25 protein-coding genes are annotated in these 24,234 nt (G+C 67.0%); 14 read left to right on the top strand and 11 right to left on the bottom strand.

Annotated features, from left to right (window positions below):
- Window positions 1-2 precede the first annotated feature (2 nt).
- Window positions 3-686 (bottom strand): TetR/AcrR family transcriptional regulator, encoded by a 684-nt coding sequence (locus tag G6N49_RS02680; protein WP_011856462.1) that lies wholly within the window; start codon window positions 684-686, stop codon window positions 3-5.
- Between the two features lie 138 nt (window positions 687-824).
- On the opposite strand from G6N49_RS02680, the gene G6N49_RS02685 reads away from it, so the two are divergent.
- From G6N49_RS02685 to G6N49_RS02720, 8 genes are all read left to right on the top strand, one after another.
- Window positions 825-1,961 carry an amidohydrolase family protein gene (locus tag G6N49_RS02685; protein WP_011856461.1) on the top strand — a complete coding sequence of 379 codons (1,137 nt, stop codon included), beginning with the start codon at window positions 825-827 and terminating at the stop codon, window positions 1,959-1,961.
- A 19-nt stretch (window positions 1,962-1,980) separates the two neighbouring features.
- Window positions 1,981-3,174, top strand: a complete 1,194-nt coding sequence (locus G6N49_RS02690; protein ID WP_011856460.1) for a thiolase C-terminal domain-containing protein — start codon at window positions 1,981-1,983, stop codon at window positions 3,172-3,174.
- Complete coding sequence (locus G6N49_RS02695) at window positions 3,171-3,626, top strand: Zn-ribbon domain-containing OB-fold protein (protein ID WP_011856459.1); 456 nt, start codon at window positions 3,171-3,173, stop codon at window positions 3,624-3,626. The genes G6N49_RS02690 and G6N49_RS02695 overlap by 4 nt, the downstream gene beginning before the upstream one ends.
- 4 nt (window positions 3,627-3,630) lie before the next feature.
- On the top strand, window positions 3,631-3,837 hold the full coding sequence (locus G6N49_RS02700) for a hypothetical protein (protein WP_011856458.1): 207 nt from the start codon (window positions 3,631-3,633) through the stop codon (window positions 3,835-3,837).
- A 408-nt stretch (window positions 3,838-4,245) separates the two neighbouring features.
- A complete protein-coding gene (locus G6N49_RS02705; RefSeq protein ID WP_083044723.1) occupies window positions 4,246-5,403 on the top strand; it encodes a cytochrome P450 in 1,158 nt (385 codons plus the stop codon).
- A 238-nt stretch (window positions 5,404-5,641) separates the two neighbouring features.
- Window positions 5,642-6,508, top strand: a complete 867-nt coding sequence (locus tag G6N49_RS02710) for an alpha/beta hydrolase (protein ID WP_235679599.1) — start codon at window positions 5,642-5,644, stop codon at window positions 6,506-6,508.
- Window positions 6,509-6,515: 7 nt separating this feature from the next.
- Window positions 6,516-7,355 carry an NAD(P)-dependent oxidoreductase gene (locus tag G6N49_RS02715; RefSeq protein WP_083044721.1) on the top strand — a complete coding sequence of 280 codons (840 nt, stop codon included), beginning with the start codon at window positions 6,516-6,518 and terminating at the stop codon, window positions 7,353-7,355.
- A complete protein-coding gene (locus tag G6N49_RS02720; RefSeq protein ID WP_041925345.1) occupies window positions 7,355-8,176 on the top strand; it encodes a mycofactocin-coupled SDR family oxidoreductase in 822 nt (273 codons plus the stop codon). Before G6N49_RS02715 ends, G6N49_RS02720 begins: the two co-directional genes overlap by 1 nt.
- Before the next feature lie 8 nt (window positions 8,177-8,184).
- Here the strand turns inward: G6N49_RS02720 and G6N49_RS02725 are convergent, their stop codons facing one another.
- The gene (locus G6N49_RS02725; RefSeq protein ID WP_011856453.1) at window positions 8,185-9,270 is read right to left on the bottom strand and encodes a phosphotransferase family protein; all 1,086 of its coding nucleotides are present in this window, start codon (window positions 9,268-9,270) and stop codon (window positions 8,185-8,187) included.
- Window positions 9,271-9,318: 48 nt separating this feature from the next.
- Between G6N49_RS02725 and G6N49_RS02730 the strand changes: the two genes are divergently transcribed.
- Entirely contained in the window at window positions 9,319-10,362 is a 1,044-nt protein-coding gene (locus G6N49_RS02730) for a TIGR03857 family LLM class F420-dependent oxidoreductase (RefSeq protein WP_083044720.1), read from the top strand.
- Between the two features lie 47 nt (window positions 10,363-10,409).
- Here the strand turns inward: G6N49_RS02730 and G6N49_RS02735 are convergent, their stop codons facing one another.
- The 4 genes from G6N49_RS02735 to G6N49_RS02750 are packed head-to-tail and all read right to left on the bottom strand — an operon-like array spanning window position 10,410 to window position 13,832.
- Window positions 10,410-11,333, bottom strand: coding sequence for an SDR family NAD(P)-dependent oxidoreductase (locus tag G6N49_RS02735; RefSeq protein ID WP_011856451.1), 924 nt, complete (start codon window positions 11,331-11,333; stop codon window positions 10,410-10,412).
- The gene (locus tag G6N49_RS02740; RefSeq protein WP_011856450.1) at window positions 11,330-11,755 is read right to left on the bottom strand and encodes a Zn-ribbon domain-containing OB-fold protein; all 426 of its coding nucleotides are present in this window, start codon (window positions 11,753-11,755) and stop codon (window positions 11,330-11,332) included. The genes G6N49_RS02735 and G6N49_RS02740 overlap by 4 nt, the downstream gene beginning before the upstream one ends.
- A gap of 2 nt (window positions 11,756-11,757) precedes the next feature.
- A complete protein-coding gene (locus tag G6N49_RS02745) occupies window positions 11,758-12,561 on the bottom strand; it encodes an enoyl-CoA hydratase/isomerase family protein (protein ID WP_011856449.1) in 804 nt (267 codons plus the stop codon).
- Window positions 12,558-13,832: a cytochrome P450 gene (locus tag G6N49_RS02750; protein ID WP_041925113.1), complete on the bottom strand. Its 1,275-nt coding sequence runs from the start codon at window positions 13,830-13,832 to the stop codon at window positions 12,558-12,560. Before G6N49_RS02750 ends, G6N49_RS02745 begins: the two co-directional genes overlap by 4 nt.
- A 148-nt stretch (window positions 13,833-13,980) precedes the next feature.
- Between G6N49_RS02750 and G6N49_RS02755 the strand changes: the two genes are divergently transcribed.
- Window positions 13,981-15,081 carry a Gfo/Idh/MocA family protein gene (locus tag G6N49_RS02755; protein WP_083044719.1) on the top strand — a complete coding sequence of 367 codons (1,101 nt, stop codon included), beginning with the start codon at window positions 13,981-13,983 and terminating at the stop codon, window positions 15,079-15,081.
- A 301-nt stretch (window positions 15,082-15,382) separates the two neighbouring features.
- On the opposite strand, the gene G6N49_RS02760 is transcribed toward G6N49_RS02755, so the two are convergent.
- Window positions 15,383-16,516: a Zn-dependent alcohol dehydrogenase gene (locus G6N49_RS02760; protein ID WP_011856446.1), complete on the bottom strand. Its 1,134-nt coding sequence runs from the start codon at window positions 16,514-16,516 to the stop codon at window positions 15,383-15,385.
- An 18-nt stretch (window positions 16,517-16,534) separates the two neighbouring features.
- Window positions 16,535-17,995, bottom strand: a complete 1,461-nt coding sequence (locus G6N49_RS02765; RefSeq protein WP_083044718.1) for an aldehyde dehydrogenase — start codon at window positions 17,993-17,995, stop codon at window positions 16,535-16,537.
- Between the two features lie 79 nt (window positions 17,996-18,074).
- On the opposite strand from G6N49_RS02765, the gene G6N49_RS02770 reads away from it, so the two are divergent.
- The 4 genes from G6N49_RS02770 to G6N49_RS02785 all read left to right on the top strand — a co-directional run bounded on the left by G6N49_RS02770 (window position 18,075) and on the right by G6N49_RS02785 (window position 21,610).
- Window positions 18,075-18,509: an FAS1-like dehydratase domain-containing protein gene (locus G6N49_RS02770; protein WP_011856444.1), complete on the top strand. Its 435-nt coding sequence runs from the start codon at window positions 18,075-18,077 to the stop codon at window positions 18,507-18,509.
- Window positions 18,506-18,961, top strand: coding sequence for a MaoC/PaaZ C-terminal domain-containing protein (locus G6N49_RS02775; RefSeq protein ID WP_011856443.1), 456 nt, complete (start codon window positions 18,506-18,508; stop codon window positions 18,959-18,961). Before G6N49_RS02770 ends, G6N49_RS02775 begins: the two co-directional genes overlap by 4 nt.
- Window positions 18,962-18,973: 12 nt before the next feature.
- A complete protein-coding gene (locus G6N49_RS02780) occupies window positions 18,974-20,314 on the top strand; it encodes a TetR/AcrR family transcriptional regulator (RefSeq protein WP_083044717.1) in 1,341 nt (446 codons plus the stop codon).
- A gap of 213 nt (window positions 20,315-20,527) precedes the next feature.
- A complete protein-coding gene (locus tag G6N49_RS02785) occupies window positions 20,528-21,610 on the top strand; it encodes a CaiB/BaiF CoA transferase family protein (protein WP_083044789.1) in 1,083 nt (360 codons plus the stop codon).
- On the opposite strand, the gene G6N49_RS02790 is transcribed toward G6N49_RS02785, so the two are convergent.
- The 3 genes from G6N49_RS02790 to G6N49_RS02800 form a co-directional block, all read right to left on the bottom strand.
- Complete coding sequence (locus G6N49_RS02790; protein ID WP_179967723.1) at window positions 21,579-22,436, bottom strand: 3-carboxyethylcatechol 2,3-dioxygenase; 858 nt, start codon at window positions 22,434-22,436, stop codon at window positions 21,579-21,581. The genes G6N49_RS02785 and G6N49_RS02790 overlap by 32 nt on opposite strands.
- A gap of 321 nt (window positions 22,437-22,757) precedes the next feature.
- Entirely contained in the window at window positions 22,758-22,952 is a 195-nt protein-coding gene (locus G6N49_RS02795) for a ferredoxin (protein WP_011856439.1), read from the bottom strand.
- Window positions 22,949-24,136, bottom strand: a complete 1,188-nt coding sequence (locus G6N49_RS02800; protein ID WP_197913479.1) for a cytochrome P450 — start codon at window positions 24,134-24,136, stop codon at window positions 22,949-22,951. Before G6N49_RS02800 ends, G6N49_RS02795 begins: the two co-directional genes overlap by 4 nt.
- Between the last annotated feature and the right edge of the window lie 98 nt (window positions 24,137-24,234).

Genomic DNA, 24,234 nt, shown 5'->3' on the forward strand with positions numbered 1-24,234 from the left:
AATCAGGAGTGGTCGTCGGCGATCAGCGCACGGGTCTCGTACGACACCGGCGCGGTCAGCATGCCGACCCAGGTGTCCACGTAGTTGTGCAGCTGTGCCTCACTGAGTCCGTGCCCCGACCGGGCGGCCGCGGCCAGCACGTTGATCAGGCTGATGTACAGCTGGAACGTCCGTCCACGCCGGACCCGCTCTGGCAGGTCCTGCAACGCGGCGTCGACCAGTTCCTCCAGCTTCTCCTGGGTCCAATCGTCGTCCACGTGATCCGGCCAGTAGTCGTTGCGCGCCCGCGGATCCTCGCTCAGCCGGGCCAGGAAAGGCACGAACATCTCGCCGTTCGCGATGCTGTTCGCCATAGGGCGAACCAGCAGCCACACCACCGCGCGGGGATCGGCTTCCTTGCCCTGCTCACGCATGGTCGCGAGCATTTCGCGGCGATCCTTCCCGAGGGACGCCTGGCGGTATGAGACGAGCGCACGGATCAGTCCGTCGCGAGAGCCGAAGTGGTAGCGGATGACCGAGGTGTTGGACTGCCCGGCGGCCTGCTGTATCTCCCGCAGCGTCACCGCTTCGATGCCGCGCGTCGCGAACAGCCGCTCGGCGACCTCCATCAGCATCACCCGCGTCGACTCACCCGAGGCATTGCGCCGGCGCGCACCAGCGCCCGATTCAATGCCCAGCTCCGTCATGAATTTCCTCCCAGTCCACCTCAGTCTTACCGGCGGTTCATCGTCTCCCAAAATAATAATGTCGATGCATTAGAAATGCTGGACTTGAGGCGGATCAGCTGACATCATCAGGTGAGCAACCGGACCCACGGAGGATCAATGAGCATGATCTGGACGAACTCGGGCGACTCCCACTTCCTCGAACCCGATGACCTGTGGCGGTCCCGGCTACCCAAACGGCTCGCCGAGCTGACGCCACATGCCGAGAAGGATCCCGACGGCGAGTACGAAACCGTCTCGGTCGACGGCCAGATCTTCCGGCGCAAGCTGCCGTCGTCGGCGATGACAGCCTTCATCGAGGAAAGCATGAAGCCGCAAGGCATCCGCGACGCCAGGGCACGGCTGGGCGACCTGGACAAAGAGGGTGTCTGGGGGGAGGTGATCTTCCCGTCGTTGGGCATGTGGGCCTCCACTTTCCGCACCCCCGAACTCCTCAAGGCGTGCATGCGGGCCAGCAACGAGTGGGCCCTGGAGGAGATCTGCGCGGTGTCGCCGCGGTACGTGGTGACCGCACAGGTGTCGACCCTGGTCGTGGAGGATGCGGTCGAGGAATTGCACTGGGCCGCGGACAACGGCTTCAAGGCGGTCTTCCTGCCGACCACACCGCATCCCAGCGCGCCGGACTGGCACCGCAAGGAGTGGGAACCGTTCTGGGCCGCCGCCGAGGAAGCGGGCATGGTCATCGCCTTCCACATCGGCACCGACCCCGTCGACATGACCGTGGGCGGCGCATCGGGCGGGGCGGGGCAGGTGTATCGCGGCCCGGGTGGCGCGATCATGAACTACGCGGAGACGACGTTCTCCGGTCAGCGGGCGGCGATGAAGATGGTGGCCTCCGGCGCCTTGGACCGCCACGAAAACCTCAGGGTGCTGATCTCCGAGGGCGGGGCGACGTGGGTGCCGTTCCTCGGTGACCGCCTTTTGGAGGGCTACCGGCAGCACCACATGGCCGTGCGGCCCAAGCTGAGCCGCAACCCGAAGGAGATCCTCTACAGCCAGGTCTACGCGTCGTTCCAGCACGACGAGACCGCGGTCGCCGCGTTCGAGCACATGGGCTACAAGAACGTGATGTTCGGCAGCGACTACCCGCATATGGAGGGCACCTTCGGTCACACCCAGGACACCTTGAAGGGACTCTTCGACGGCATCAGTGACGAGACTCGACTGCGCATCACCCAGGGCACGTTCTACGAACTGTTCCCCGACGTCCCGCCCGTCCCAGCCGAAAAGTTCTGAGTCCGTGACGACTTCCGGAATGAAGACCGGCTTGCGCGACGTCGCCATCGTCGGCATCGGTGCTACGCCCTACTACAAGCGGGGCGGCTCGTTGCCCAAGTCGATCACCGAGCTTGCCGGCGAGGCGATCTTGGCCGCCTGCCAGGACGCCGGTCTGACGGCCGCCGAGATCGACGGCTTCGCGTACTACTCGGGCGCCAGCGCGGGCTACACCGAGAAGATGGACACCGCCGACTTCGTTGAGACCCTGGGCATTCCGGAGGTCCGGTTCACCGCCGCGCTGACCTCCGGTGGGGGTGGCTCGGCGGGCGCGATCGGGCTGGCCCGGGCGGCCATCGTGGCGGGCGATGCCTCGGTGGTGGTCACGGTGATGGCACTGCAGCAGTCCAAACAGCGGTTGGGGTCGGTGTTCTCGGCGATGGACCCTGATCCGATCAACTCGTTCTTGCAGCCGTCGGGACTGTTCGGCCCAGGTCAGCTGATGTCGGTGTTGGCGCGCCGGCACATGCACCTCTACGGCACCCGCCGTGAGGCATTCGCCGAGATTGCGCTCTCGACGCGGAGCAATGCGTTGAATCGCCCGAAGGCCATGCACCGCCAACCACTTACGTTGGACGACTACTTCAACGCGCGGATGATCGCAGAACCTCTGTGTCTCTATGACTTCTGCCAGGAGACGGACGGCGCCGTCGCGGTGATCACCACCAGCATTGATCGGGCGAAGGATCTGAAGCAGCCTCCGGTGCCGGTGGTCGCCGCCGCCCACGGCGGGGTTCGCGACTGGGGGAGGGCGTTCGCCTGGATGGGCATGCCCGACGAATACTTCGCATCCTCGGGCAATGCGCCCATCGCCAAGCGGCTCTACGAGCAGGCGGGTATCAGCGCGGCCGACATCGACGTGGCCCTGCTCTACGACCACTTCAGCCCGATGGTCCTGATGCAGCTCGAGGACTACGGGTTCTGCGGCAAGGGGGAGGGTGGCGCGTTCGTCGAGAGCGGCGCCATCCGGTATGACGGCGGCTCGATTCCGGTCAACACCCACGGCGGTCAGCTCTCCGAGGCCTACATCATCGGGATGACCCACATCATGGAAGGAGTCGAGCAGATGCGCGGCACCGCCGTTAATCAGGTCCTCGACGCCGAACTCGCGCTGGTCACTGGCGGACCGGCGAGCCTGCCCGTCAGTGGGCTGATCCTGGGGAAGGCCGCGTGAGCACCGCTGCGGTCAACCGGTCCACCACGCTCCCCGGCGAGCACGTCCGGATCGCGGTCAACAAGGACACCGAGCCGTTCTGGCAGGCTGCGAAGGAACGTCGGCTGGTCGCGCCGCAGTGCGCCGACTGCCACACCTTCCGCCTGCCGCCGACCCCGTTCTGCCCCTCCTGCCAGTCGAAGACCGTCAACTGGGTCGAACTCAGCGGCGAGGCCGTCGTTTACAGCTTCGCCGTCGTGCACGGATTCCCCGGCATGCCCGATCTCGTGCTCGTGCCCGCGGTGCTCGACCTGCCCGACGCCCCGGGTGCGCGACTGGTGTCCAACATCATTGACGTCGCACCCGCCGAGGTGCAGATCGACATGCGGGTGCGCGTGGACTTCACCGCGATCGCCGACGGGTGGATGCTGCCGGTGTTCCGGGTCGGCACAGCCGACAGGATTGAGGAGTAGTTCGATGTCCGATGACAGCGCACTGCACGAAAAGCCGCTGGAGTTCCTCACCAGTATCGCCAACACCGGCGGATCGTGTGACGGCCAGGCGATCCTGCCGCTCAATGGTCACTACCGCTGCACGTGCTCCTGCGGCAACTGGGACATCGAAGTCGATGATCCACAGGAAGGCTTGCGGCTGGCCCGCATTCACACCGGAAGTGCGTTCTAGACACCAGGTGCTGGACGTGTGGGACATCTGAACGGCAAAGTTGCCTTCATCACCTGAGCCGCCCGCGGCCAGATTTGCGCGCGCACGCGGTCAGACTCGCGGCGGACGGCGCAGACATCATCGACGTCAACCTCGTCGGCGCGTGGCCTGGCCGCTCGACGCCGGCTTCGCCGTTCGTTGACATCCCGGGTGGAGTCGGCGGGTATTGCGTCGGTCACATGACATAGCTAACCTAGTGTGATGAGTCGTTGGGTTGACAACGGCCTTGGTTTCGATCAAATGTGACAGTCGACTGCCGTAGCATGGCGGACGAATCAGCTTCGACATCGTGCTCGGTCGCGGCCGCTACGGAAGGACAACATGAGCGAGAGTCAGCCCACCGCAGCATGTCCCGTCAAGAACATCGACATGAATACTCCTGACTCGCCGGCGCTGACGCACTTCCGCCTGCTAGACGAATGTCAGGACGAGGCCAGGCCGGTCTTCCGCAACACCGAGGCCGGCATGGATTACTGGGTGTTCACCGAGAACGCGGTGATCCTGGACGGATTGCAGCATCCGGAGCTCTGGTCCAGCAGCGTCATCGTGCCGACGGAGCCGGAGCCGCCTTACAAGTGGATCCCGATCATGATCGACCCGCCCGACCATGCCAAGTGGCGCCAGGTGCTGGCGGAGTACTTCTCGCCCGGCCGCGTCAAGGGTCTGCGCGGGGCACAGCAGAAGCTGGCCGGCGAACTCATCGACCAGCTCGCAAGCGAGCAGGGGTGCGACTTCGTGGAACGGATCGCGCGGGTGTTCCCGTCGACCGTCTTCCTGACGATCATGGGCATGCCCGTCGAGGATCTCGAGAAGTTCCTGGCGTGGGAGGACATGATCTTGCATCAGAGCGGCGTGGGCGAGGAGGTCAACGCCACCCGGCTCGAGGGCATGACGCACGTGATGGGCTACTTCTCCGAGCTGATTCAACAGCGCCGTGAGAACCGGGACCCGGATGCCGACGACATCGTCAGCAAGGCCATCGACTGGACCATCGACGGGGAACCGATCAACGACCTGGAGCTGCTCAACTGCCTCCTGCTGTTGTTCATGGCCGGACTCGACACGGTCTCCAACCAGCTGTCCTACGCGATGTTGCACCTGGCCACCCATCCGGGCGACCGCGCCAGGATCGTCGCCGACCCAGAGCTCATCCCAAGAGCGGTCGAGGAGATCCTCCGCGTCTATCCCATCGTGCAGACCGCCCGAAAAGCCACTCAGGACATGGACTTCCACGGCTGCCCTGTGAAGGCGGGCGACATGGCGTCCTTTTCGTTGGCATTCGCAGGCCGGGACGAGGAGGCCTACCCGGACGCCCGCACAGTCGACCTCGACCGCGGCGTCACGCGTCACCTGTCCTTCGGCGGCGGCCCACACCGTTGCCTCGGCTCGCACCTCGCCCGGCAGGAGCTGGCCGTCGTCCTGGAGGAGTGGCACAAGCGCATTCCGGACTACGAACTCGCTGGGGAGCCCATCGAGCACGGCGGACAGGTGTTCGGCGTGGATTCGCTGAACCTGACGTGGCGCTGACGCGAGCGTGCGGCGCACGCTGGACGCATGTGGCACGACGACGGGCTTCCGGCGAGACCCTCGGACCAAGACCAGAAGTACGGCTCGCCGTCGAGAATGCGGTCGCCCGCTTCGCCCCGGAGATCAGCGCATGCGACTTTCGTTGACATTCGATGTCACCGATGCCGTGGGGTCCGGCGAGCAGCTGACACAGAGGGCGTGGGCGTTCCTGCCTGAGCGACCCGACGACGCGCGTGCCGTGCTTCTGTGTTTGGCCGGAGGCACGTACGACAAGCAGTACTGGCACCTCGATGTCGACGGCCATCCCGGATACAGCTTCGGCGAACACCTGGCCGACTCGGGGTTCGTCGTGATCGCGGTCGACCACCTCGGGATCGGGGAGAGTGACGACCCGATCGCGTCGGGATCCCTGGGCCTGGAATTACTCGCGAAGGGCGATGCCGAAGTTGCCCGCCAGGTTCGGGAACGACTGCGATGCGGTGAGATTCACGACCAGCTTCCGGTCACCCTCCCGCTGGTGGGCGTCGGCCATTCGATGGGCGCCTGTCTGACGACGATGGTGCAGGCTATGGGCCACCCGTACGACGCCGTCGCGCTGCTGGGCTACGGCGTGCAGATCACCAACGTGTACCAGGACACCGCCGACGAGGCCGATCTGGAAGCTCGAATTCAACAGACCATCGCCGCGGCTTGTCAGTTGACCGGTGCCAAGCCCACCGACATCCACACCTTCGCGCCTCGGGCGTACCTCGCGGATCTGTTCTATGCAGGCGAGGTTCCGCAGGACGTCATCGATGCGGACACCGCAGCACAAAGCCGGGTACCGGTGCGAGCGGCGGCCGAGGTCACCACCCCGGGATTCGTTGCGAATTACGCTTCGCAGCTTGACGTGCCCGTCTTCCTCGCGTTTGGCGCGGCACTGGACGTATCGCCGAACCCGCATGCCGAGCCGATCAACTACATCGGTTCCCCGGACGTGACCTTGCACGTCGTACCGCATTCGGGGCACTGTCACAACTTTTCAAGCCACCGCAGCCGGCTGTGGGACCGCATCGCTCGATGGGTGCCGACCGTCGTCCCGGTCGGCGAAACAGTCGACGCTTAGGAGCGCAGTGGCCGATACAGTCGGGTTCCTCGGTGCGGGGCAACTCGGAGAACCGATGGTCGAGCGTCTGCTCGGCGCCGGCCACGACGTCTTGGTGTACGCCAGACGCGAGGACGCCCGGCGCCGACTAGAAGCCAAGGGCGCGGCGCTGGCCGATTCGGTCGCCGACCTGGCCCACCGAAGCGACGTGCTCATCTCGTGCCTGTTCTCCGATGCGCAGCTTCGCGAAACCGGGCTCGGCCCAGACGGATTCATCGCCAACGCGAAGCCCGGTGCTGTGTTCGTCTCACACACCACCGGGACCGTGGCCACCCTCGCGGCGTTGCGGGACCATTCGTCCTCCGGCCCGGTCGTGCTCGACGCGCCCGTCAGCGGTACCGCGGACGACATCGCTGCAGGCACATTGACCGTGCTGCTCGGGGGGCCGGGGGACGCCGTTGCCGCCGTGACGCCAGTCCTGGCCGCCTACGCCGATCCGGTGGTACCGACCGGCACGCTCGGCAGTGCTTTGGCGCTCAAGCTGATCAACAACCTGTTGTTCGCCGCCAACGCTCAACTCCTGGCAGCGGCAACGGAACTGGGCACACAGCTGGGCGTCGACCCGGACGTGCTGTTGTCCACGCTGCAGGTGTGCAGCGCAGGTAGCCATGCGGCGGCGCACGCTGAGCGCATCGGTGGCATGGACCGATTCGCTGAGCTGGCCGGACCTTTCTTGCGAAAGGACATCGCGGCGTGCCGCGAGGCTGCGGCCGAGGCCCGCGTTGGCCTAGGCCTGTTGGGTACCGCAGTCCGGGAGGGCCCGCTCGCCCTCGATGACGTCGACTCGACAACCGAAAGGACACGATGATGACAGGTCGACTGACGGGGAAGGTCGCGTTCATCACCGGCGCCGCGCGAGGGCAGGGCCGCGCGCACGCAGTGCGGATGGCCGAGGAGGGTGCCGACATCATCGCCGTCGACCTGGCCGGACCGCTGCCCGACTCGGTGCGCTACCCGTCCGCCACCCCAGATGACCTCCAGGAGACCGTGCAGGAGGTGAAGGCCGCAGGTGGCCGAATCATGGCCACCGCGGCGGATATTCGTGATCTGGACGCGCTGCGGACCGCCGTCGACGAGGGCGTCGAGGCCTACGGGCGACTCGACGTCATCGTGGCCAACGCCGGCATCTGCATCCCTGCGCCGTGGAACGAGATCACACCCGAGTCGTTCCGCGACATCATCGACGTCAACGTGACGGGTACCTGGAACACGGTGATGGCCGGGGCGCAGCGGATCATCGACGGGGGCCGTGGTGGATCCATCATCCTGATCAGCTCCTACGCCGGTGTGAAGGTGCAGCCGTACATGGTGCACTACACCGCGAGCAAGCATGCGGTGACCGGGATGGCAAGGGCCTTCGCCGCGGAGCTGGGCAAGCACGACATCAGGGTCAACAGCGTGCACCCTGGGCCAGTCAACACCCCGATGGGCGGCGGGGACATGATCGCGGCGTTGTTCTCCGCCATCGAGACGAATCCCACGCTCAACAACATGGGTACGCCGTTCCTGCCGCAGTGGGCCTGCGAGCCGGAAGACGTTGCGGCGGCGGTGTGTTGGCTGGCGTCGGACGAGTCGCGCTTCGTGACGGCCACCCGGCTGTCCGTCGACCAGGGCATGGCGCAGTTCTAGTCGACGCCTCAGATCTGGTCGAGGTACCGCTCCACCAGCGCGACTGAAGCCCGCGGATAGCTGGTGGCCGTCTCGGCATCCAACCCGTCGCGGACCAGCAGCCGGGCGAGCCGATTGTTGATAAGCGACAGGACGAACGCGGCCAGCAGCTGGTAGTAGACGATGTCGCCGGTGAGTGAGCCGCCGAACCGCAGGTAGCGGCGCACCGTCTCGTCATCGTCGGGAACGCCCGGTGGGCGGGTGAATCCGAGCGATTCACATAGGAAACGCTCGAACATGAGCCACCAGCCGAGGTCGATGTCGGGCGGCCCCGTCCCGGCGGTCTCCCAGTCGAACAGCGCCACCACCGACAGGTCGTCGCCGAAGCACATGTTCCCGACCCGTGCATCCCCCCAGACGACCGTCTCGGCATCGGTATCAGGGGCCGCCTCGAGGATCACCCGCAGGGCCTGCGTGAGCGTGTTCGCGCCCACCGTCAGGTCGGCACGGCACCAGTCGTGCCAGCCTCGCAGCTTGTCCAGATAGCGCTGAAGGGGTGTCCGATCGGGGTCGGCCTCGCCGCGGAGGAACCGCAGCGTGTCGGGGTCGTCGATGCGGTGCACGGCAGCCAATGCGCGTAAGCCGTTGTCGCACAGCAACCCCCGTTCCGCCGGGGAGAGTTCGACGGTCCAGCCCCGCTTGTGCCAACTCGGAACGTCCGAGGGCGTCCGCCCCCACACCCGTCGCATCAGATAGAACGGCGTCCCCAGGATCGACGCGTCGCGTTCGATGCCGACGACGTGTGGCACCGGAATGCCTTGTGCGCCAAGCCGCTGCATGACCTCGGCCTGCCGCGGAGCGTCGGGCGCGGTGAACAACTGGTGATCGTCGGGCTGTGCGCGCAGTACCAGGTCCTCCGCGTGATGTGTGCCGGTTCGGTCGGTCCAGGACGCGGTGAAGAAGGCCGTCCTGCCCGAAAAGCCGGCCTGAGGCGAGGTGAATTCGGAGATATCGAAGGTGGTCATGCCGGCCGGCGCCAACCGGGGAGGCAGCCACGTGTGCAGCACCTCGACCACCCGGTCGCCGACGTCGCCGCGCGCCGATGTGTACGCCATCAGGATTCCCTCGCCGCCGACCTGGACACTACTGTCAGAATAGCGGGTATGGACGGCAACCAGCCCAGCGGCGTCCCGCTCGGCGCCTACGTGCTACCCGGACGAGTCACCGATCCCGGTGCCGTGGTCGATCAGGCGCGTGCGGCCGAGCGCCTCGGCCTGCGCACGGTGTGGCTCAGCGAGCGGTGGGGGACCAAGGACCTCGGGGTGATCGCAGGCGCGGTAAGCCAGGTTACGGAGACGATCCGGATCGCCTCGGGCATCACGCATCTGCAATCCCGGCATCCCGCGCTGCTGGCGTCCCTGGCAATGACGGCGCAGGCGCTCTCGGGTGGGCGCTTCGTCCTCGGCGTCGGACGTTCGGTCGACGCCATGTGGACGGCGGTCGGCCTACCCCGTTCCAGCAATGCCTCGATCGTCGATCACGCCGACATCTTCCGGCGCCTTTGCCGCGGGGAGAAGGTGCGCTACGACGGACCCGCGGGCACCTATCCGTCGTTGCGGCTCAACGACGTACCCGAGCAACCTGTGCCGCCGCTGGTGTTCGCGGCGATCGGCCCCAAAGGCCTCGGGCTTGCGGGCCGCCACTTCGACGGGGTGCTGCTGCATCCGTTCCTGACCCCTGCGGCGGTGGGACGGTCGGTGCAGATCGTCCGTGCCGCCGAACGGGCGGCGGGTCGGCCGCCGGGCAGCGTCCGGGTGTACGCCACCGTCGTCGTCGCGTGCGATCTGCCCCCGGCGGAGGAGGTCGCCGTGGTAGGTGCGCGGGCGGTGACCTACTACCAGATTCCCGGCTTCGGGGAGCGATTGGCGGCAGTCAACGAGTGGGATCCGGAACCGTTGGCTCGGTTGCGGTCCCATCCGCTGCTCGCCGGGATCAGGGGTTCGGCGGACTCTGTACTCACCCGGGAGGAACTCGTCGAGGTCGCTTCGGTGTTACCCGCGGCGTGGACCGGCAGTGCTGCCGCCATCGGATCGGCACGCGCCTGTCATGACGTTTTCCAGCGCTACCGTGCGGCCGGTGCCGACGAACTGGTACTGCACGGCAGCACGCCCGACCGGCTCCACTCGCTCTTCGGGCCGACGGGCTGAGTCGCTTCGCCGAATCGGTGACGCGTGGAGCGTGTACTCCGACCGGCTCAGCCGCCCAGACGCAGTCCCGTGTTGCGGGTGCCGAAGATGTCGGTGGCCATGATCGCCCCCAACTTGTTTGCATCCCAGCGCTTCTGGCCGTTGGACACCGACGCAGCCGCATGCCAGCCCTTGAGCAGCTGCAGGTTCTCACCCATCGCGCGGATCACCTGACCGCTGATGTGTCCGGCCTCGGGACTGGCAAGCCAGGCCACCACCGGGGAACCCAAGGACGGGTCCTTCGGATCGAAGTCGTCCTCGTCGCGCTCGTCGGGTTCGATCGGCGCGGCCGCCCCGGGCATGGATGCGGACATCCGGGTGCGCCCGCCGGGACTGATCGCGTTCACGGTGGCACCGATCGATGCCAACTCCAGGCTCAGGGTCTGGGTCAGTCCCACGATCGCGGCCTTGGCTGCGCTGTAGTTGGTCTGCCCGAAGTGGCCGTGCAGTCCAGCGCCGGAGGTGGTGTTGATGATGCGGCCGTACACTTTTCCGCCCTCGGCCTTCGCCTGGGCCCGCCACTTGCGGGCCACCGCACGGCTGGTCAGCCAGCTGCCACGGACGTGTACCCGCATCACCAGGTCGAAGTCGTCGACGGTCATGTTCCAGATCGCTTTGTCGCGCACGATACCTGCGTTGTTGACGACGATGTCCAGCCGGCCCAGCTGTGAGTAAGCGCGCTCCACCGCGAGGTCGACCTGTTCCTCGTCGCCGACGTCGCTGAAGTCGGAAACTGCCGTCCCACCCCGGCTTTCGATGATCGCCACCACCTCGTCGGCCACCTTGCCGCTGCCCTCGCCGGACAGGCTGGTGCCCAGGTCGTTGATGATGACGGTGGCGCCGTGCTTGGCCAGTTCGAGCGCGTGGCCACGGCCGATGCCGTGGCCTGCGCCGGTCACCAGGGCGACCTTGCCGTCCAGTAGTCCAGTCATGCGGGCTCCTCTACGGGTGTGAAGATGGTCAGAAAGGGGCTGTCGGGATCCGCGTCGTCGACAGGGCGGAAGACCGCGGTAACCGGCATGCCGACCCGGAGTTGTTCGGGCTCAACGCCTTCGATCGTCGTCATCAGGCGTGGTCCCTCGTCCAACTCCACGATCGCCGCCACGTAGGGCAGCCGCTCCTTGAAGGGCGCCAGATCGTTGACGTAGACGGTCGAATACGTATAAAGCGTTCCGGTTCCGCTGGCCTGCACGGGCGCCACGTTCTCGCTCCAGCAGTACGGGCAGAACGGTCGCGGGTAGTGGTGCACCCTGCCGCACGCCGTGCACTGAGCGATCAGTAGTCGTCCTTGCCGGGCGGCATCCCAGTAAGGAGCGCTGGCGGAGTCGATCGTGGGAATGTCGGCGCGAGCCATCCTCACCACCCGGTGAACTCGGTCGGACGCTTCTCGATGAACGCCTGCACGCCCTCCGTGGAGTCGTGCGCATAGGACTGTATCTCCTGCGCCATCGCCTCCGCGACGAACGCGCCCGACCGGTCGGTGTCGGGGGAGTCGTTGAGCAGCCGCTTGGTTAACGCGATCGCGCTGGTCGGCGCCCCCGCCAGCCGCCCGGCGAAGTCGGCTACCGTGGCGTCGAAGTCGGCGGCGCCGACCACCCGGTTCACCAGACCCAGGGTGAACGCCTCGGCGGCGGTGAGCCGTTCGCCGAAGAACGCCATCTCCTTGGCCTTCTGCATGCCGATTCTTCGAGGCAGCAGGTAGCAGCCGCCGCCATCGACGACGAGCCCGCGCTTGACGAAGGACTCCGCGAAGTAGGCGTTCTCAGTGGCGATCACCAGGTCGGACGCGTACACCACGTGGGCGCCCAAGCCGGTCGCCGCGCCGTGCACCGCGGCGATCACCGGCTTGGTGCAGTCCAGCACGCTGGCCACCAGCTTCTGGGCTCCGTTCATGATGCGTCGGGTCGGGTCCAGCACCCGCTTCTCCACCCGCGCGCGTCGCTCGGCCAGCGACCCCACGTCTGCGCCGGAGCAGAAGTGCTTGCCGTTGGCGCGCAGCACCACCACGCGGACCTGCTCGTCCGCGTCGGCGGTGGCCAGCAACCCGATGAGCGCATCGCGGTCGTCGGGCCGTACCGCGTTGGCCGCCTCGGGCCGGTTCAGGGTGATCGTCATGACGCCGTCCGCGATGTCGGACAGCACCGCCGCCTCTGTGCTCATGGTGTGTAGGTGGCCTTCAGGTGTTTGATGCCGTTGACGAAGTTCGATCGCAGCATGACGGGCTCGCCGGCCGCGGTGATGTCTGGATAGCGCGCGTAGAGCATCCGGAAGGCCACGTTCAGCTCGAGGCGGGCCAGGTGCGCGCCGAGGCAGTAGTGCGGACCGGGACCGCCGAACGCGATGTGGTTGTTGGGTTTACGGGCGACGTCGAAGGTCTCGGGGTTGTCGAAGACCGCCGGGTCGCGGTTCGCCGCCGGGTACCACAGCACGACCTTCTCGCCCGCGTTGAAGGTATGGGTGACCTGTCCCGCCCCATCGGTCAACGTCACCCCGTCACGGGTCACGGTGCGGCGCATGTGAATCACCGGGCTCGAGTAGCGCAGGATCTCCTCGACCGCCGTCGGAGCCAGCTCGTCGTAGTCCGCCAACAGCCGCTCCCGCTGCTCGGGATGTGCGCTGAGGATCAACAGCCCGTGCGTGAGCGCGTTTCGGGTGGTCTCGTTGCCCGCGCCGATCAGCAGAATGAAGAACTTCGCCAGTTCCTGCGGGGTGAGGTTCTCTTCGTCGGAGGTGACCAGCTTGCTGATCACGTCATCGCGGGGATGTGCGATGCGGTCTTCGGCAATGCCCTTGAGCAGTTCGATGAGCTGCTCACTGGTGCGGGCGACTGCCGCCTCGATGCCCGCGACGCTCTGGTCGGGCACATACTCCGGATCTGAGGCGCCGAGCACCACGTTGGTCGCCTGCAGGATGAACTGCTCGTGCTCGCGTGGCACGCCGAGCATGTTGTCGATGATCCGCAGCGGCAGCAGCGTGGCGAACGCGGCGACGAAGTCGCATTCGCCGGATGCCGGCATCTCCTCCAGGATCTCTGCGGTGGTCTCCTCGACCAGACCGCGCATCTCGGAGAGCATGCGGGGGGTGAAGCCGCGCGAGACGATCTTGCGCAGCCGCATGTGCTCGGGGTCGTCCATGTCGATGATCGAACCGCGGTACTCGCGCATCTCGGCGGTCTGATCGAAGATCTGGGTGCCTTGACCGGAGCTGAACTCCTCCGGCCGGCGGCTGATGTCGGCGATGTCGCGATGCGCGCCGACCGCCCAGAACCCGCGGGGCCGGGCAGCATCCGGGCGGTTGGTGCGCACGAACACCGGACCGCCGGCGTCGCGAAGCCGCCGGTAGAGCTCGGTGCGTTCACCTGGTCGGTCCTGCCACCACCGCAGATCGATCAGCGGTGCGAATTGCTGTTCATCGATGTCGATGGCGCTCACAACTACCGATTCTGGCACTCGTGTCACCTCATGGCAATGTCGGGGTGCTCGACAGTTCCTCAATTGCGTGGAAAGTGTTCCCCTCGTGATCGTGGTTATCTAACATCAGTGTCACCATTGTCGGTGTCGCACAACCGTAGGAGTACGCATGACAGAACCCACCAGCCTGCGCGTCGGCATCATCGGTGTGGGGTGGGGCGCTCATGTGCAGGTGCCCGGGTTCCGGGCGGCACAGGGCTTCGAGCCGGTCGCGCTGTGCGCGCGCACGCCTGAGCGGCTGGAACGGGTCGCCGGTCGATTGGGTATCGACGAGACCTCCACCGATTGGCAGTCGTTCGTCACTCGTGACGACCTCGACGTCATCTCGGTCGCCACGCCCACCGTGCTGCACCGCGACATGACCCTGGCCGCGCTGGATGCGGGCAAAGCCGTCCTGTGTGAGAAGCCGCTGGCCGGGGATCTCGACGCGGCGCGCGACATGGTGCGCGCGGCGGACAAGTCGAGCCGGCCCACCGCCTGCTGCTTCGAGAACCGGTGGAATCCGGACTGGCTGGCAGTCGCCGACAAGCTGCGGTCGGGATTCCTGGGCAGCCCGTACCTCGCGCGCGTCAGCCGCAGCGCGTCCTATTGGCATCCCAGCCGTCAGCCGCAGGCCCGCTGGATGTACGACCGGGATCAGGGCGGTGGGTATCTGGCCGGAATGCTGGTGCACGACTTGGATTTCCTGTGCAGTGTGCTCGGGCGTCCGGAGTCCGTGTGTGCCGAGGTGCGCACCAGCGATCCGGTCCGCGAGCTGCCCGACGGGGAGACCCTGCACATCACCGCAGACGACACAGCGGCACTGCTGATGCGGATGGAATCCGGGGTGACTGCCATCCTGAGTATTTCGGTGATGGGTGCCCACGCCGACCATTACCGCCTGGAACTGTTCGGCTCCGACGGCACGATCACCGGAGACGGTGCTCTGCGTTCGGCTGAGTATCTGGCCGGCGCCGCGGCCGACGATGGGATGAGCCCGCTGCCCGTCAACGAGCGCGAACCCGCCCACCCGGAGTACCTGCCGAAGGGGCTGGCAGGCCACGCGAGCAGGGCGATGGCGCTGATGTTGGAGGACTGGCTGCCCGCGTTCGAGGGCGCCCCGAGCACCGCGGCCACGTTCGACGACGGCCTGCTGTCCCTTGCGGTGATCGACGCCGCCCGTCGCTCGGCCGAAGGGGGCGGCTGGGAGGCCGTGCATCCGACCGTCTGAGCTGCTGCTCCGCGAGGCACTGTGGTGGTGTTCTCGGGGATGCCGCGGCATCGTCGGTGACCTCGGCCCCTGAAGCCATGCGGGCACTCGCCGAGGCCGATTCGTCCCGAGGGTCACCCCACCAGGCCGGCCGATCGGCGCGGAGCGCCGCCGGCCGTCGGGTAGCGGTGCTGCGCGACCGGATCAGCGCTCTTCCCGGCGACTTTCGTCGCCGGTGTGCTCACCCATCCGTTCCGTCTGCTCGGTCCCAACGCCGAGCAGACAGAACGGTCGCGGCATGGGCGCTGCCCTGACCGTGCGGTCAGCCCAGCGACGACTCGGCCGGCGGGTAGATCAACACGCCGCGGATGTTGGCGCCCGCATGCATGTCCGCGTAGCCGTCGTTGACCTTCTCCAGCGGGTAGGTGCGGGTGACCATGGAATCCAGATCCACTTGTCCGGCACTGCTCAACTCCAGGATCTTCGGAATGTCCGCGCGCGGATTGCCCGAGCCGTACAGGGTTCCGATGATCTGCTTCTCGGTCAGCGTGAGGTCCATCAGGTTGGCCCTGATCTCACGCTCCAACATCGGGTGGATGTTGGTGACCACCAATCTGCCGCGCTTGGCCGTCATGGCCAGTGCCTGCCCGACCAGCTGTCCGTCGCCCACGCCCATCGCACAGATGAACTTGTCCACACCCCTATCCCAAGTGGCTTCGGCCACAACGCCTTTCGCGTCGTCCCAGTTCGCAGCGGTGTGCGTTGCACCCATCTTCACCGCTTCACCCCGCTTGTACTCCGAGGGGTCGATGACGGTGATGGTTCGTGCGCCGGCCAGCCGCGCCCCCTGGACCGCCGCGGCGCCGATGCCGCCGACTCCGGCGATCGCCACCGTATCGCCGGGCCGCACCTCGGCGGCGTACACCGACGAACCCCAACCGGTGATGAAGCCGCAGCCGAGCAGGCACGCCCGGTCGAGCCGGTAGTGCTGCGGAATCTTCACGCAGCTCGCCTCGTGCACCACGGTGTGGTGTGCGAATGAGCCGACACCGCAGGCCAGGGCGAGATCCTCACCGTTGACGTGATGCCGGGCGGTGTTGTCGTGGATCTGCATCCCGGAGTAGATCTTTGCCCCGAGGTCGCACAAACTCTGGTGGCCGGTTGAGCACGACTGGCAGCGGCCGCAGGACGGGATGAAGCTGAACACGACGTGGTCACCGGGCGCCAGCCAGGACACGTGGTCGCCGACGGCTTTGACCACCCCCGCGCCCTCATGCCCGCCGATGCAGGGCAGCCGGATCGGCATATCACCGGTGACGAGGTGGTCGTCGGAGTGGCACATACCGGACGCGTGCAACTCGACCAGTACCTCGGTCGCTTTCGGCGGGTCGAGATCGATGGTCTCGATCGACCATGGTGTGTTGCGCTCCCACAGCACCGCTGCCTGGGTCTGCATGCGATTGTTCCTTTCCGCCTAGCGGATGATGGCCTGATATTCGATGAAGCCGGTGATGCCTTCCGGCCCCCCCTCGCGGCCGATGCCGGACTGCTTGAAGCCGCCGAACGGGCTGGCGAAGTCCAGCACGGCCGTGGAGTTGACCGCCACCGATCCGACGTGAAGTTGTGCCGCCACCGACGCCGCACGCTCCTCGTCGGCCGACCACACCGCGCCGACCAACCCGTAGCGCGAGTCGTTGGCGATGGTCACCGCCTCCGACACGTCGTCGCCGTCGTCGTCATACGCGATGACCACCGCGACTGGACCGAAGACCTCCTCGCGGGCGATCTCCATGTCGTTGGTCGCCTCGACCAGGGCGGGGGTGACGAACCAGCCGGTGCCTTCGGGCCGCTCGCCGCCGGTCGCCACGGTGGCGCCTTCGGCACGCGCCCGCTGCAGAAACCCCTCGACCCTGTTGCGTGCAGCCTCGTTGATCAGCGGCCCGATGTCGGTGGACCGGTCGGCCGGATCTCCGACCGTCAGATCGGCGACCGCGGTGGTCAGTGCGTCCACGAACTCGCTGTAGCGGCTGCGCGGCAAGAGGATTCGGGTCAGCGCGGCGCAGAGCTGGCCGTTATTGCCCATCACGCCGCTGACCAGACCGGTCACGGTCTCCGTCAGCGATGCGTCGGGCAGCACGATGGCCGCCGACTTGCCACCGAGTTCGGTGCTGCAGCGGCGGATGCGGGAGCCGCACGACGCGGCGATCTTGGCGCCCACGGCCGTCGATCCGGTGAAGCTGACCTTGTCCACGCCCGGATGCTCGGTCAGCATCTCGCCTGTCGCGGCACCGCCGTTGACGAGATTGACCACTCCGTCGGGTATCGCGGCTTCCTCGATCGCCTCCATCAGCACGCCGAAACCGAGCGGCGCATCTGGCGCAGGCTTGAGCACCACCGTGCAGCCGGCGGCCAGCGCGGGACCGAGCTTCAGCGCGGCGATGAACAGCGGCGTGTTCCACGGCACGATCGCACCCACCACGCCGACGGGCAGCTGGCGGACCTCGACACTGCCGCCCGTCATCGAGGGGCGGCTCGACGAGAACGGATGGCCCGGGGTGATGGTGGCGTAGGCGCGCAGCACGCCGGCGGCGGTGATGACCTGACCGAATGTGCTCCAGGAACGCGGCGAGCCGATCTCCGCGGTGGCCAGATCGGCCAGCTCACTCTTGCGTGCGGTCAGTGCGTCGGCCAGACGGCCCAGTGCGGCGCCGCGATCAGCGGGGGAGGTGCGTCCCCACGACCGCAACGCCCCGCGAGCGGCCGCCACGGCGGCGTCCACCTCGTCGCTGCCCGCGATACCCACGGTGCCCAGCACTTTACCGGTGGTGGGGGACGTCACGTCCATCTGCTCTGCGCTGCCGCTCGACACCCATTTGCCCGCGACGTAGCTCGCCGCCAAGTCGACCATGGGCACTGATTCTGGCAGCAATGTCATCTTTGGACAAGCCGCCTTCCTAGTGCTGATGCCGTCTTCCGGTTTCACTACACCACTTTTTCTGACACTATTGGTCACTATGACCGTATCGTCCGACAGCGCCGCCGACCTGAGCGTGGGACAGCCATGGGAGCTGGTGGTGGAGCGCGGCAAGATCGCAGAGTTCGCCGAGGCCATGCAGTCCGATGACCCGGCCTACCGGGGAAACGGCGCGATCATCCCGCCCACGTTCCTGACGAGCGCCGCCTGCTGGGCGCCGCCCGGAGTCCGGGTCAGCGTCGGTTTCGACCGCAAGCGGTTGTTGCACGGTGAACAGGAGTACACCTTCCACGGCGACCTGCCGGCTGCGGGCGACGTGCTGACTGCACAGGAGAAGGTCGTCGACCGGTTCTCCAAACCGGGCAAGCGGGGCGGGACGATGCGCTTCGCCACGGTGGTCACCGAATACCGTGACGCTGCAGGCGTGCTGGTCGCCGAGGCGAGGGCCACGTTCATCGAGACGGCCGCACGATGACCGCGACCTCCGTGCTGCGCGTAGGCGTGCAGGCACCGTCCCGCGAGTACGGACCGTTGACACGCCAGATGTTCGTTCGTTATGCCGGGGCGTCGGGCGATCTGAACCCCATGCACTACGACGACGAACTGGCCCGGTCCGCGGGGTACCCGTCGGTGTTCGCGCAGGGCATGTTCTCCGCAGCGTTGCTGGCCGGCTTCGCGACCGACTGGCTGGGTGCACGGCCTGTGCGCCGCTTCGGCGTGCGCTTTCGTGAGCAGGTCTGGCCCGGCGACGTGCTGACCTGCTCGGGGACCGTGACCGCGGTGTCCGCGGAACCGGACGGCGACCGGGTCACGGTGGAGTTGACGGCGACCCGGCAGACGGGCGGCGTCGCGATCACCGGCACGGCGGAGTTTCTCCTCCCCCGAAACGCGCCCGAGGGTGACGCGGCCGGCCCGGATAGGCCATAGGCTAGAAACATCATGGCCGAAGCCTCGATCGTCCGCCGAGCCAGCTACGGCCCCTCCAGCCCTGCTGTGGGTGCCCGCGGCGCCACCACGCGTAGCCGGATCACCGAGGTGTCGCTGGAGCTGTTCGGCCGACTCGGGTACTTCGACACCTCGGTCGACGCGATCGCCAAGGCGGCAGGTGTGTCCCGGGCCACCCTGTATCAGTACTTCCAGGGCAAGGACGAGATCTTCCTCGAGCTGCTCAACGAGTGCGGTAGCGCGCTGTTCCGGGTGGCCCGCCGCATCGGTCCACTCGGCCCCGACGAAGTCGGCTTCGACAATTTGAACTGGTGGCTGGGCGAGTGGAGCTGGGTGTTCGAGAAGTACTCCACCATGTTCGTGCAGTGGACGGCGATCGCCTCGTCGGACACGAAGGTGCGGCCGCAGATCACCCGCTTCGTCCGTAGCTACAACCACCGCGTCGCCGAGCGGCTGGCCGCGTCCGGACTGCAGGGTCTGGACCCGGAGGTGGCGGCCATGACCATGACCGCGCTGGTGCACCGCATCAACCTGTTCGTGCACACCGACCGTGCCTATGGCCGAAGCGCGAAGGACGCGGTCGACACGCTTTCGGTGTTCCTGCAGCTGGCGTTGTTCCCCGACACCCCGCCGTCGGTGCTGACGTCGCTGCGTCTGCGCGCCAGCGCTGACCCGGCGGCCGACGTGGACGCCGTCGAGGTGCCTGCGGCTCCGGACATTGAAGGACTGTCCATCAGCGATCGCACCGCCACCCTCAGCAAGCGAGCCGTGAGTACCGTGACGGCGTTGGCCGCCGCAGGCGCCGCCCAGTTCCGTGCCCACGGCTACCGCAGCACGAGTGTGGACGACATCGTGGAGGCGGCCGCCGTCGCCCGGGGCACCTTCTACAAGTACTTCAGCGACAAGCAGGATTTACTGGCCGCGGTGGCCGCCGAGATCTATACCGCTGCAATGGCGTTCGCCGAGCGCATCGCCGACGTGGACCCCGTGGCGGACGAGGAGACGCTGCGGAACTGGCTGGCCACCTACGTTGAGTTCTACGACCGGTACTCCGGCTGCATCGAAGCGTGGGCGGAAGGCGCCACCGACGACCCCACGATCGTCGGGATCGGGGAGAACGGCCAGGTCCTGATGGATGTCGGCGCGGCAAGGATGTTGACCGGCCGACCGGGCCCCTACTCGTTCGACCCGGTAGTCGCAGCGCTGATCCTGCGCGCACTGGTGACCCGTGTCCGGCAGGCCGCGCTGGATCTGCCCGAGCCGATCCACGACGACGAGATCGTGGAGTTGTTGGTGACGCTGATCCGGCGCGGCTTCTTCGGCCTCCCGACGTAGTGGGCGCGCACCCGCCGATGCCGTCGTGACGCAGCCGGCGACGCCGGCCAATGGCGCCTCGGTCAATTTGCGGTGCCGGCGCTCGGCATTCGTGACATGTTTGTCAGATATGCACTACCAGCAGTTTCAACCTCATTGTATTGAGCCATAACTGGCCAGACAGAGGTGAACGATCCGTCAGATACGCGCTAGGATGGGGCCGTGGTAGACGGCTTGCCTGCAATTCCGGCCGGCCCGCTGGCCGGTGTCAAGGTGGTCGAGCTGGCCGGCATGGGGCCCGGCCCACACGCCGCGATGCTGCTTGCCGACATGGGCGCGGAGGTGGTGCGCGTCGAGCGGCCGGGACGCGGCGGTGGCGGCGCCCAGCTACGCGGGCGCCGGATCGTCTCTGCTGATCTCAAGGACGCCGGTGACCTCGATCAGGTGCGCCGGCTGATCGACCGGTCCGACGTTCTCATCGAGGGATTCCGTCCAGGCGTCACGGAACGAATGGGCCTGGGGCCCGATGAATGCTGCCGCCGCAATCCGGGACTGGTCTACACCCGCGTCACCGGGTGGGGGCAGACCGGCCCCCGTGCCGCGCAGGCCGGCCACGACATCAACTACATCGGCCTCACCGGACTGTTGCACGCCATCGGCGCGCCGGACCGCCCGCCCGCGCCGCCGCTGAACGTCGTCGGCGACTACGGCGGCGGCTCGCTGTTCGCGGTCGTCGGCGTGCTGGCCGCCCTGGTCGAACGGCAGACCTCCGGCCGCGGTCAGGTCATCGACGCCGCCATCGTCAACGGTACGGCGTTGCTGGCACACGTGCTGTGGTCCATGCGCGCCGACGGCCGGTGGTCCGGCGAGCGGGGCGCCAACATCTTCGACGGCTCCGCGCCGTTCTACCGCACCTACGAATGCGCCGACGGGGGCTTCGTCGCGGTGGGCGCACTGGAACCGCAGTTCTACGCCGAGCTGCTGCGGCTTTTGGATATCGACCCGGAAACGCTTGGCCCGCAACGGGACCGCGCCGGGTGGCCGGCCATGGGTCGGCTGCTGGCCGACAGATTCCGGGAGTATCCGCGTGACCACTGGTCGGAGGTGTTCGCAGGCACCGATGCGTGCGTGACGCCGGTCCTGACCATTGCCGAAGCGATGGAGGATTCCCACCTGAGCGCACGCGGCGTGTTCGTCGACGTCAACGGGGTCCGTCAGCCCGGGCCGGCTCCGCTCTTCTCGCGTACCCCCGCGCCACCGCCTGCGCCGCCGCGCGCCATGCCGGTCACGCCGACATCGCCACCGCCATCCCGGTGATCCATTCCGGGACCGGCTCGTAGACCAGCGGCGTCAACGGCCGGCCGCCGCCCGCAGCACCCGCGGCAACCCAGGTGCGTACCTCGTTGGCACCCGCGCCCCCGCGTGCATGCGCACTGTCGACGAGCCCGATCAGCGCTTCGACGTCCCAGTGCAACATCGCGTCTAAGACCTCGTGGTCCCAGTCGGGTCGGATCTTGTTGCGCGCCTCGGCCATACCGTCGGCGATGATCCGCGCCCGCTCGTCGTCGGTGAGAGCGTAGGTGTCGACCTCCAGGCTCGGTGGTGAGTGCGACAGCCCGCCGGTGCCGATCACCAGTGCCCGCTCGTCGATGCTGTCGAGGAAACGCCCGACCTCAGCTCCGAATTCGGCCACACGGCGTCCGGTCGGGAGCGGAGCCGTCGCGCAGTTCACCGGCACTGGGATCACCGGTTTGACCGCGAGCTCGCCCAGCAGGTCCCGAACCGGTTGCGCGAACGCGTGATCCAGCCCGATATCGCGGCATGCGGCGACATCGAATCCCGCGGCGAGCAGGTGCTCGCACAACCCTCGGGCCACGTGCGACGGGACGTCGAGGCCACCGGCGGGGTGGCCCCCCTCGGCGAGGATCGACGCTGACAGGGCGACGGCGAAGGCCGGAACCACATGGCGGAACGCCCGCCGGTGGTCTCCGCCGAACACGATGACCACGTCGGGATCGAAGCGCTGCACGTCCTCGGCCGCCGCCGCCAGCGCCGAGCGAAACCGATGACCGAACGCGTGCTCGACATCGCGTTCCTTGCCCGGGCTGTGGCTTGCGCACACAACCAGCCGATCAGACCTCATACTGGCACCTCCACGGAAGTGACACTACTGTTAGATGAGCTGTCGTGTCCACGGAGCACACCGAATCACCGTCCTGTGCCGCAAGCCGGTGTGCCGAACCTGCACACCTCACGTTGACGGTAGCGGTCACCGAAACCCGTCTTTCGCCGGCGACTTCGCCTCGAGTTGTTCCGCAAAAAATCTGCGACGGGCGTCTGAGGGTCTTGGAGCGGTGCGGCTGAGCTACCCGATGTGGTTGCAGGACTGTGCACGTCTGCCAACGACGTGGGGATTTCCCCGGACCAGGACCATCAGATCAGTGAACGCGTCTGTGGAACGCCGTCAGACATCCACCGCGACTGCCGATTCCGGGCAGTTGGCCGCGGCGTGACGAGCTGCCTCAGCCTGGTCGTCCCGGACAGTGCCGTCACCGATCACGTGGCCGTAGCCGTGCTCGTCGTCGGTGTAGACGTCGGGCGCCAAGGCGTAGCACATTCCGTGACCCATGCACTTGTCGGAATCGATGGCGACCTTCACGACGGATCTCCGACGGTCAGATGCAGCGAATCGAGACCGACGGTGCCCCGCGGCCAGTGCACGTGCGGTGTGGTGCCCTCGGTGATGTGGTAGTGCGGGATGCGTTTGTGCCACTCCTCGTAAGCCACCTGCATCTCGAGACGGGCCAGATGCGAACCGAGGCAACGGTGGACACCGGTGCCGAAGGTGATGTGGCGGTTGTCGCTGCGGTGGAAATCGATCTCATACGGGTTGGGGAAGAGCTTCTCGTCGCGGTTGGCCACGGCGAGGTAGCTGGTGATGCGACTGCCCTCCGGCAGGGTGTGCGCCCCCACCTGTGTGTCCTGGGTGGTCACGCGGGGGATGAACGGGGCCGGCGGATCCAGTCGCAGCAATTCTTCCATCGCGACCGGAATCAGGGCCGGGTCCTCCACGATTTCCCTTCTCCGGTCAGGGTTTTCGGCGAGCCGCTGCATGCCGAAGCCCAGCGAGTCCATCACGGTGTCGAGGCCGGCCAGAATGAACAGGAAGCACAGCCCGATGGCTTCTTCGTCGGACAGCGCGTCGGGTGGCTCGATGTTGAGCACTTGGCTGAGCACGTCGTCGCCCGGTACCCCACGCCGCTGCTGAATCAGCTCGGTCAGGTACATGAACAGTTCGGCGGCCTTGAGCATGCCCTCCTGGGCCGCTTCATCGATTGTGGTCTGCCCCGCGGCAGCACTCAGGTTCAGCACGGCGTTCTTCCACTCGATGAACTGGTCCCGCATCTCCAGAGGCAGCCCGAAGAGGGTGAGGAACACCTGCGTGGGGAACACCGAAGCCACCTCCGCAACGAAGTCGCATTCACCGCGCGCCACGATCGGCTCGATGAGTTCGACCATCTGCGCGCGCAGATCCGCTTCGAGTGGCTTGATCACCCGCGGGCTGAAGAACGGCTGCAGGATGCGTCGGTACCGGGCCTGCTCGGGTGGGTCGAATGCGATGGGGACGAGCGGTACAGGACTGGCCAGCACGTCGAAGGCTCTCTTGGAGGAGAACACCGACGGGTTCTTCAGCACCAGTTCCACGAAGTCCCGGCTGGTGGCGGCGTACCCGTCCTCCACCTCCACGAGCGGATGCTCGTCCAGCGTGCGCCAGGCCTCATCACGCGCCGCGGGCATCGGAAGGGTCTCGGTGGACACCTTGGGCAGGGAGTCGGTTGTCAAAACGCGTCCTCGATTCGGTTGCGGCACTCGATAGCCTGCTGTGACGCCGGCTACACCGGAGTGTGCCATCGCTGTCAGATCAAGACAAGTAGCCGTGG

The organism is Mycolicibacterium monacense (genome assembly GCF_010731575.1).
In the GTDB taxonomy this organism is placed as follows: Bacteria; Actinomycetota; Actinomycetes; order Mycobacteriales; family Mycobacteriaceae; genus Mycobacterium; species Mycobacterium monacense.

What these genes read in the sequence shown, in the direction of transcription:
- G6N49_RS02680 (WP_011856462.1), bottom strand. Translation starts at nt 686, where the DNA reads ATGACGGAGCTGGGCATTGAATCGGGCGCTGGTGCGCGCCGGCGCAAT.
- G6N49_RS02685 (WP_011856461.1), top strand. Translation starts at nt 825, where the DNA reads ATGAGCATGATCTGGACGAACTCGGGCGACTCCCACTTCCTCGAACCC.
- G6N49_RS02690 (WP_011856460.1), top strand. Translation starts at nt 1,981, where the DNA reads ATGAAGACCGGCTTGCGCGACGTCGCCATCGTCGGCATCGGTGCTACG.
- G6N49_RS02700 (WP_011856458.1), top strand. Translation starts at nt 3,631, where the DNA reads ATGTCCGATGACAGCGCACTGCACGAAAAGCCGCTGGAGTTCCTCACC.
- G6N49_RS02705 (WP_083044723.1), top strand. Translation starts at nt 4,246, where the DNA reads ATGAATACTCCTGACTCGCCGGCGCTGACGCACTTCCGCCTGCTAGAC.
- G6N49_RS02720 (WP_041925345.1), top strand. Translation starts at nt 7,355, where the DNA reads ATGACAGGTCGACTGACGGGGAAGGTCGCGTTCATCACCGGCGCCGCG.
- G6N49_RS02725 (WP_011856453.1), bottom strand. Translation starts at nt 9,270, where the DNA reads ATGGCGTACACATCGGCGCGCGGCGACGTCGGCGACCGGGTGGTCGAG.
- G6N49_RS02730 (WP_083044720.1), top strand. Translation starts at nt 9,319, where the DNA reads ATGGACGGCAACCAGCCCAGCGGCGTCCCGCTCGGCGCCTACGTGCTA.
- G6N49_RS02735 (WP_011856451.1), bottom strand. Translation starts at nt 11,333, where the DNA reads ATGACTGGACTACTGGACGGCAAGGTCGCCCTGGTGACCGGCGCAGGC.
- G6N49_RS02740 (WP_011856450.1), bottom strand. Translation starts at nt 11,755, where the DNA reads ATGGCTCGCGCCGACATTCCCACGATCGACTCCGCCAGCGCTCCTTAC.
- G6N49_RS02745 (WP_011856449.1), bottom strand. Translation starts at nt 12,561, where the DNA reads ATGAGCACAGAGGCGGCGGTGCTGTCCGACATCGCGGACGGCGTCATG.
- G6N49_RS02755 (WP_083044719.1), top strand. Translation starts at nt 13,981, where the DNA reads ATGACAGAACCCACCAGCCTGCGCGTCGGCATCATCGGTGTGGGGTGG.
- G6N49_RS02760 (WP_011856446.1), bottom strand. Translation starts at nt 16,516, where the DNA reads ATGCAGACCCAGGCAGCGGTGCTGTGGGAGCGCAACACACCATGGTCG.
- G6N49_RS02765 (WP_083044718.1), bottom strand. Translation starts at nt 17,995, where the DNA reads ATGACATTGCTGCCAGAATCAGTGCCCATGGTCGACTTGGCGGCGAGC.
- G6N49_RS02770 (WP_011856444.1), top strand. Translation starts at nt 18,075, where the DNA reads ATGACCGTATCGTCCGACAGCGCCGCCGACCTGAGCGTGGGACAGCCA.
- G6N49_RS02775 (WP_011856443.1), top strand. Translation starts at nt 18,506, where the DNA reads ATGACCGCGACCTCCGTGCTGCGCGTAGGCGTGCAGGCACCGTCCCGC.
- G6N49_RS02780 (WP_083044717.1), top strand. Translation starts at nt 18,974, where the DNA reads ATGGCCGAAGCCTCGATCGTCCGCCGAGCCAGCTACGGCCCCTCCAGC.
- G6N49_RS02790 (WP_179967723.1), bottom strand. Translation starts at nt 22,436, where the DNA reads ATGAGGTCTGATCGGCTGGTTGTGTGCGCAAGCCACAGCCCGGGCAAG.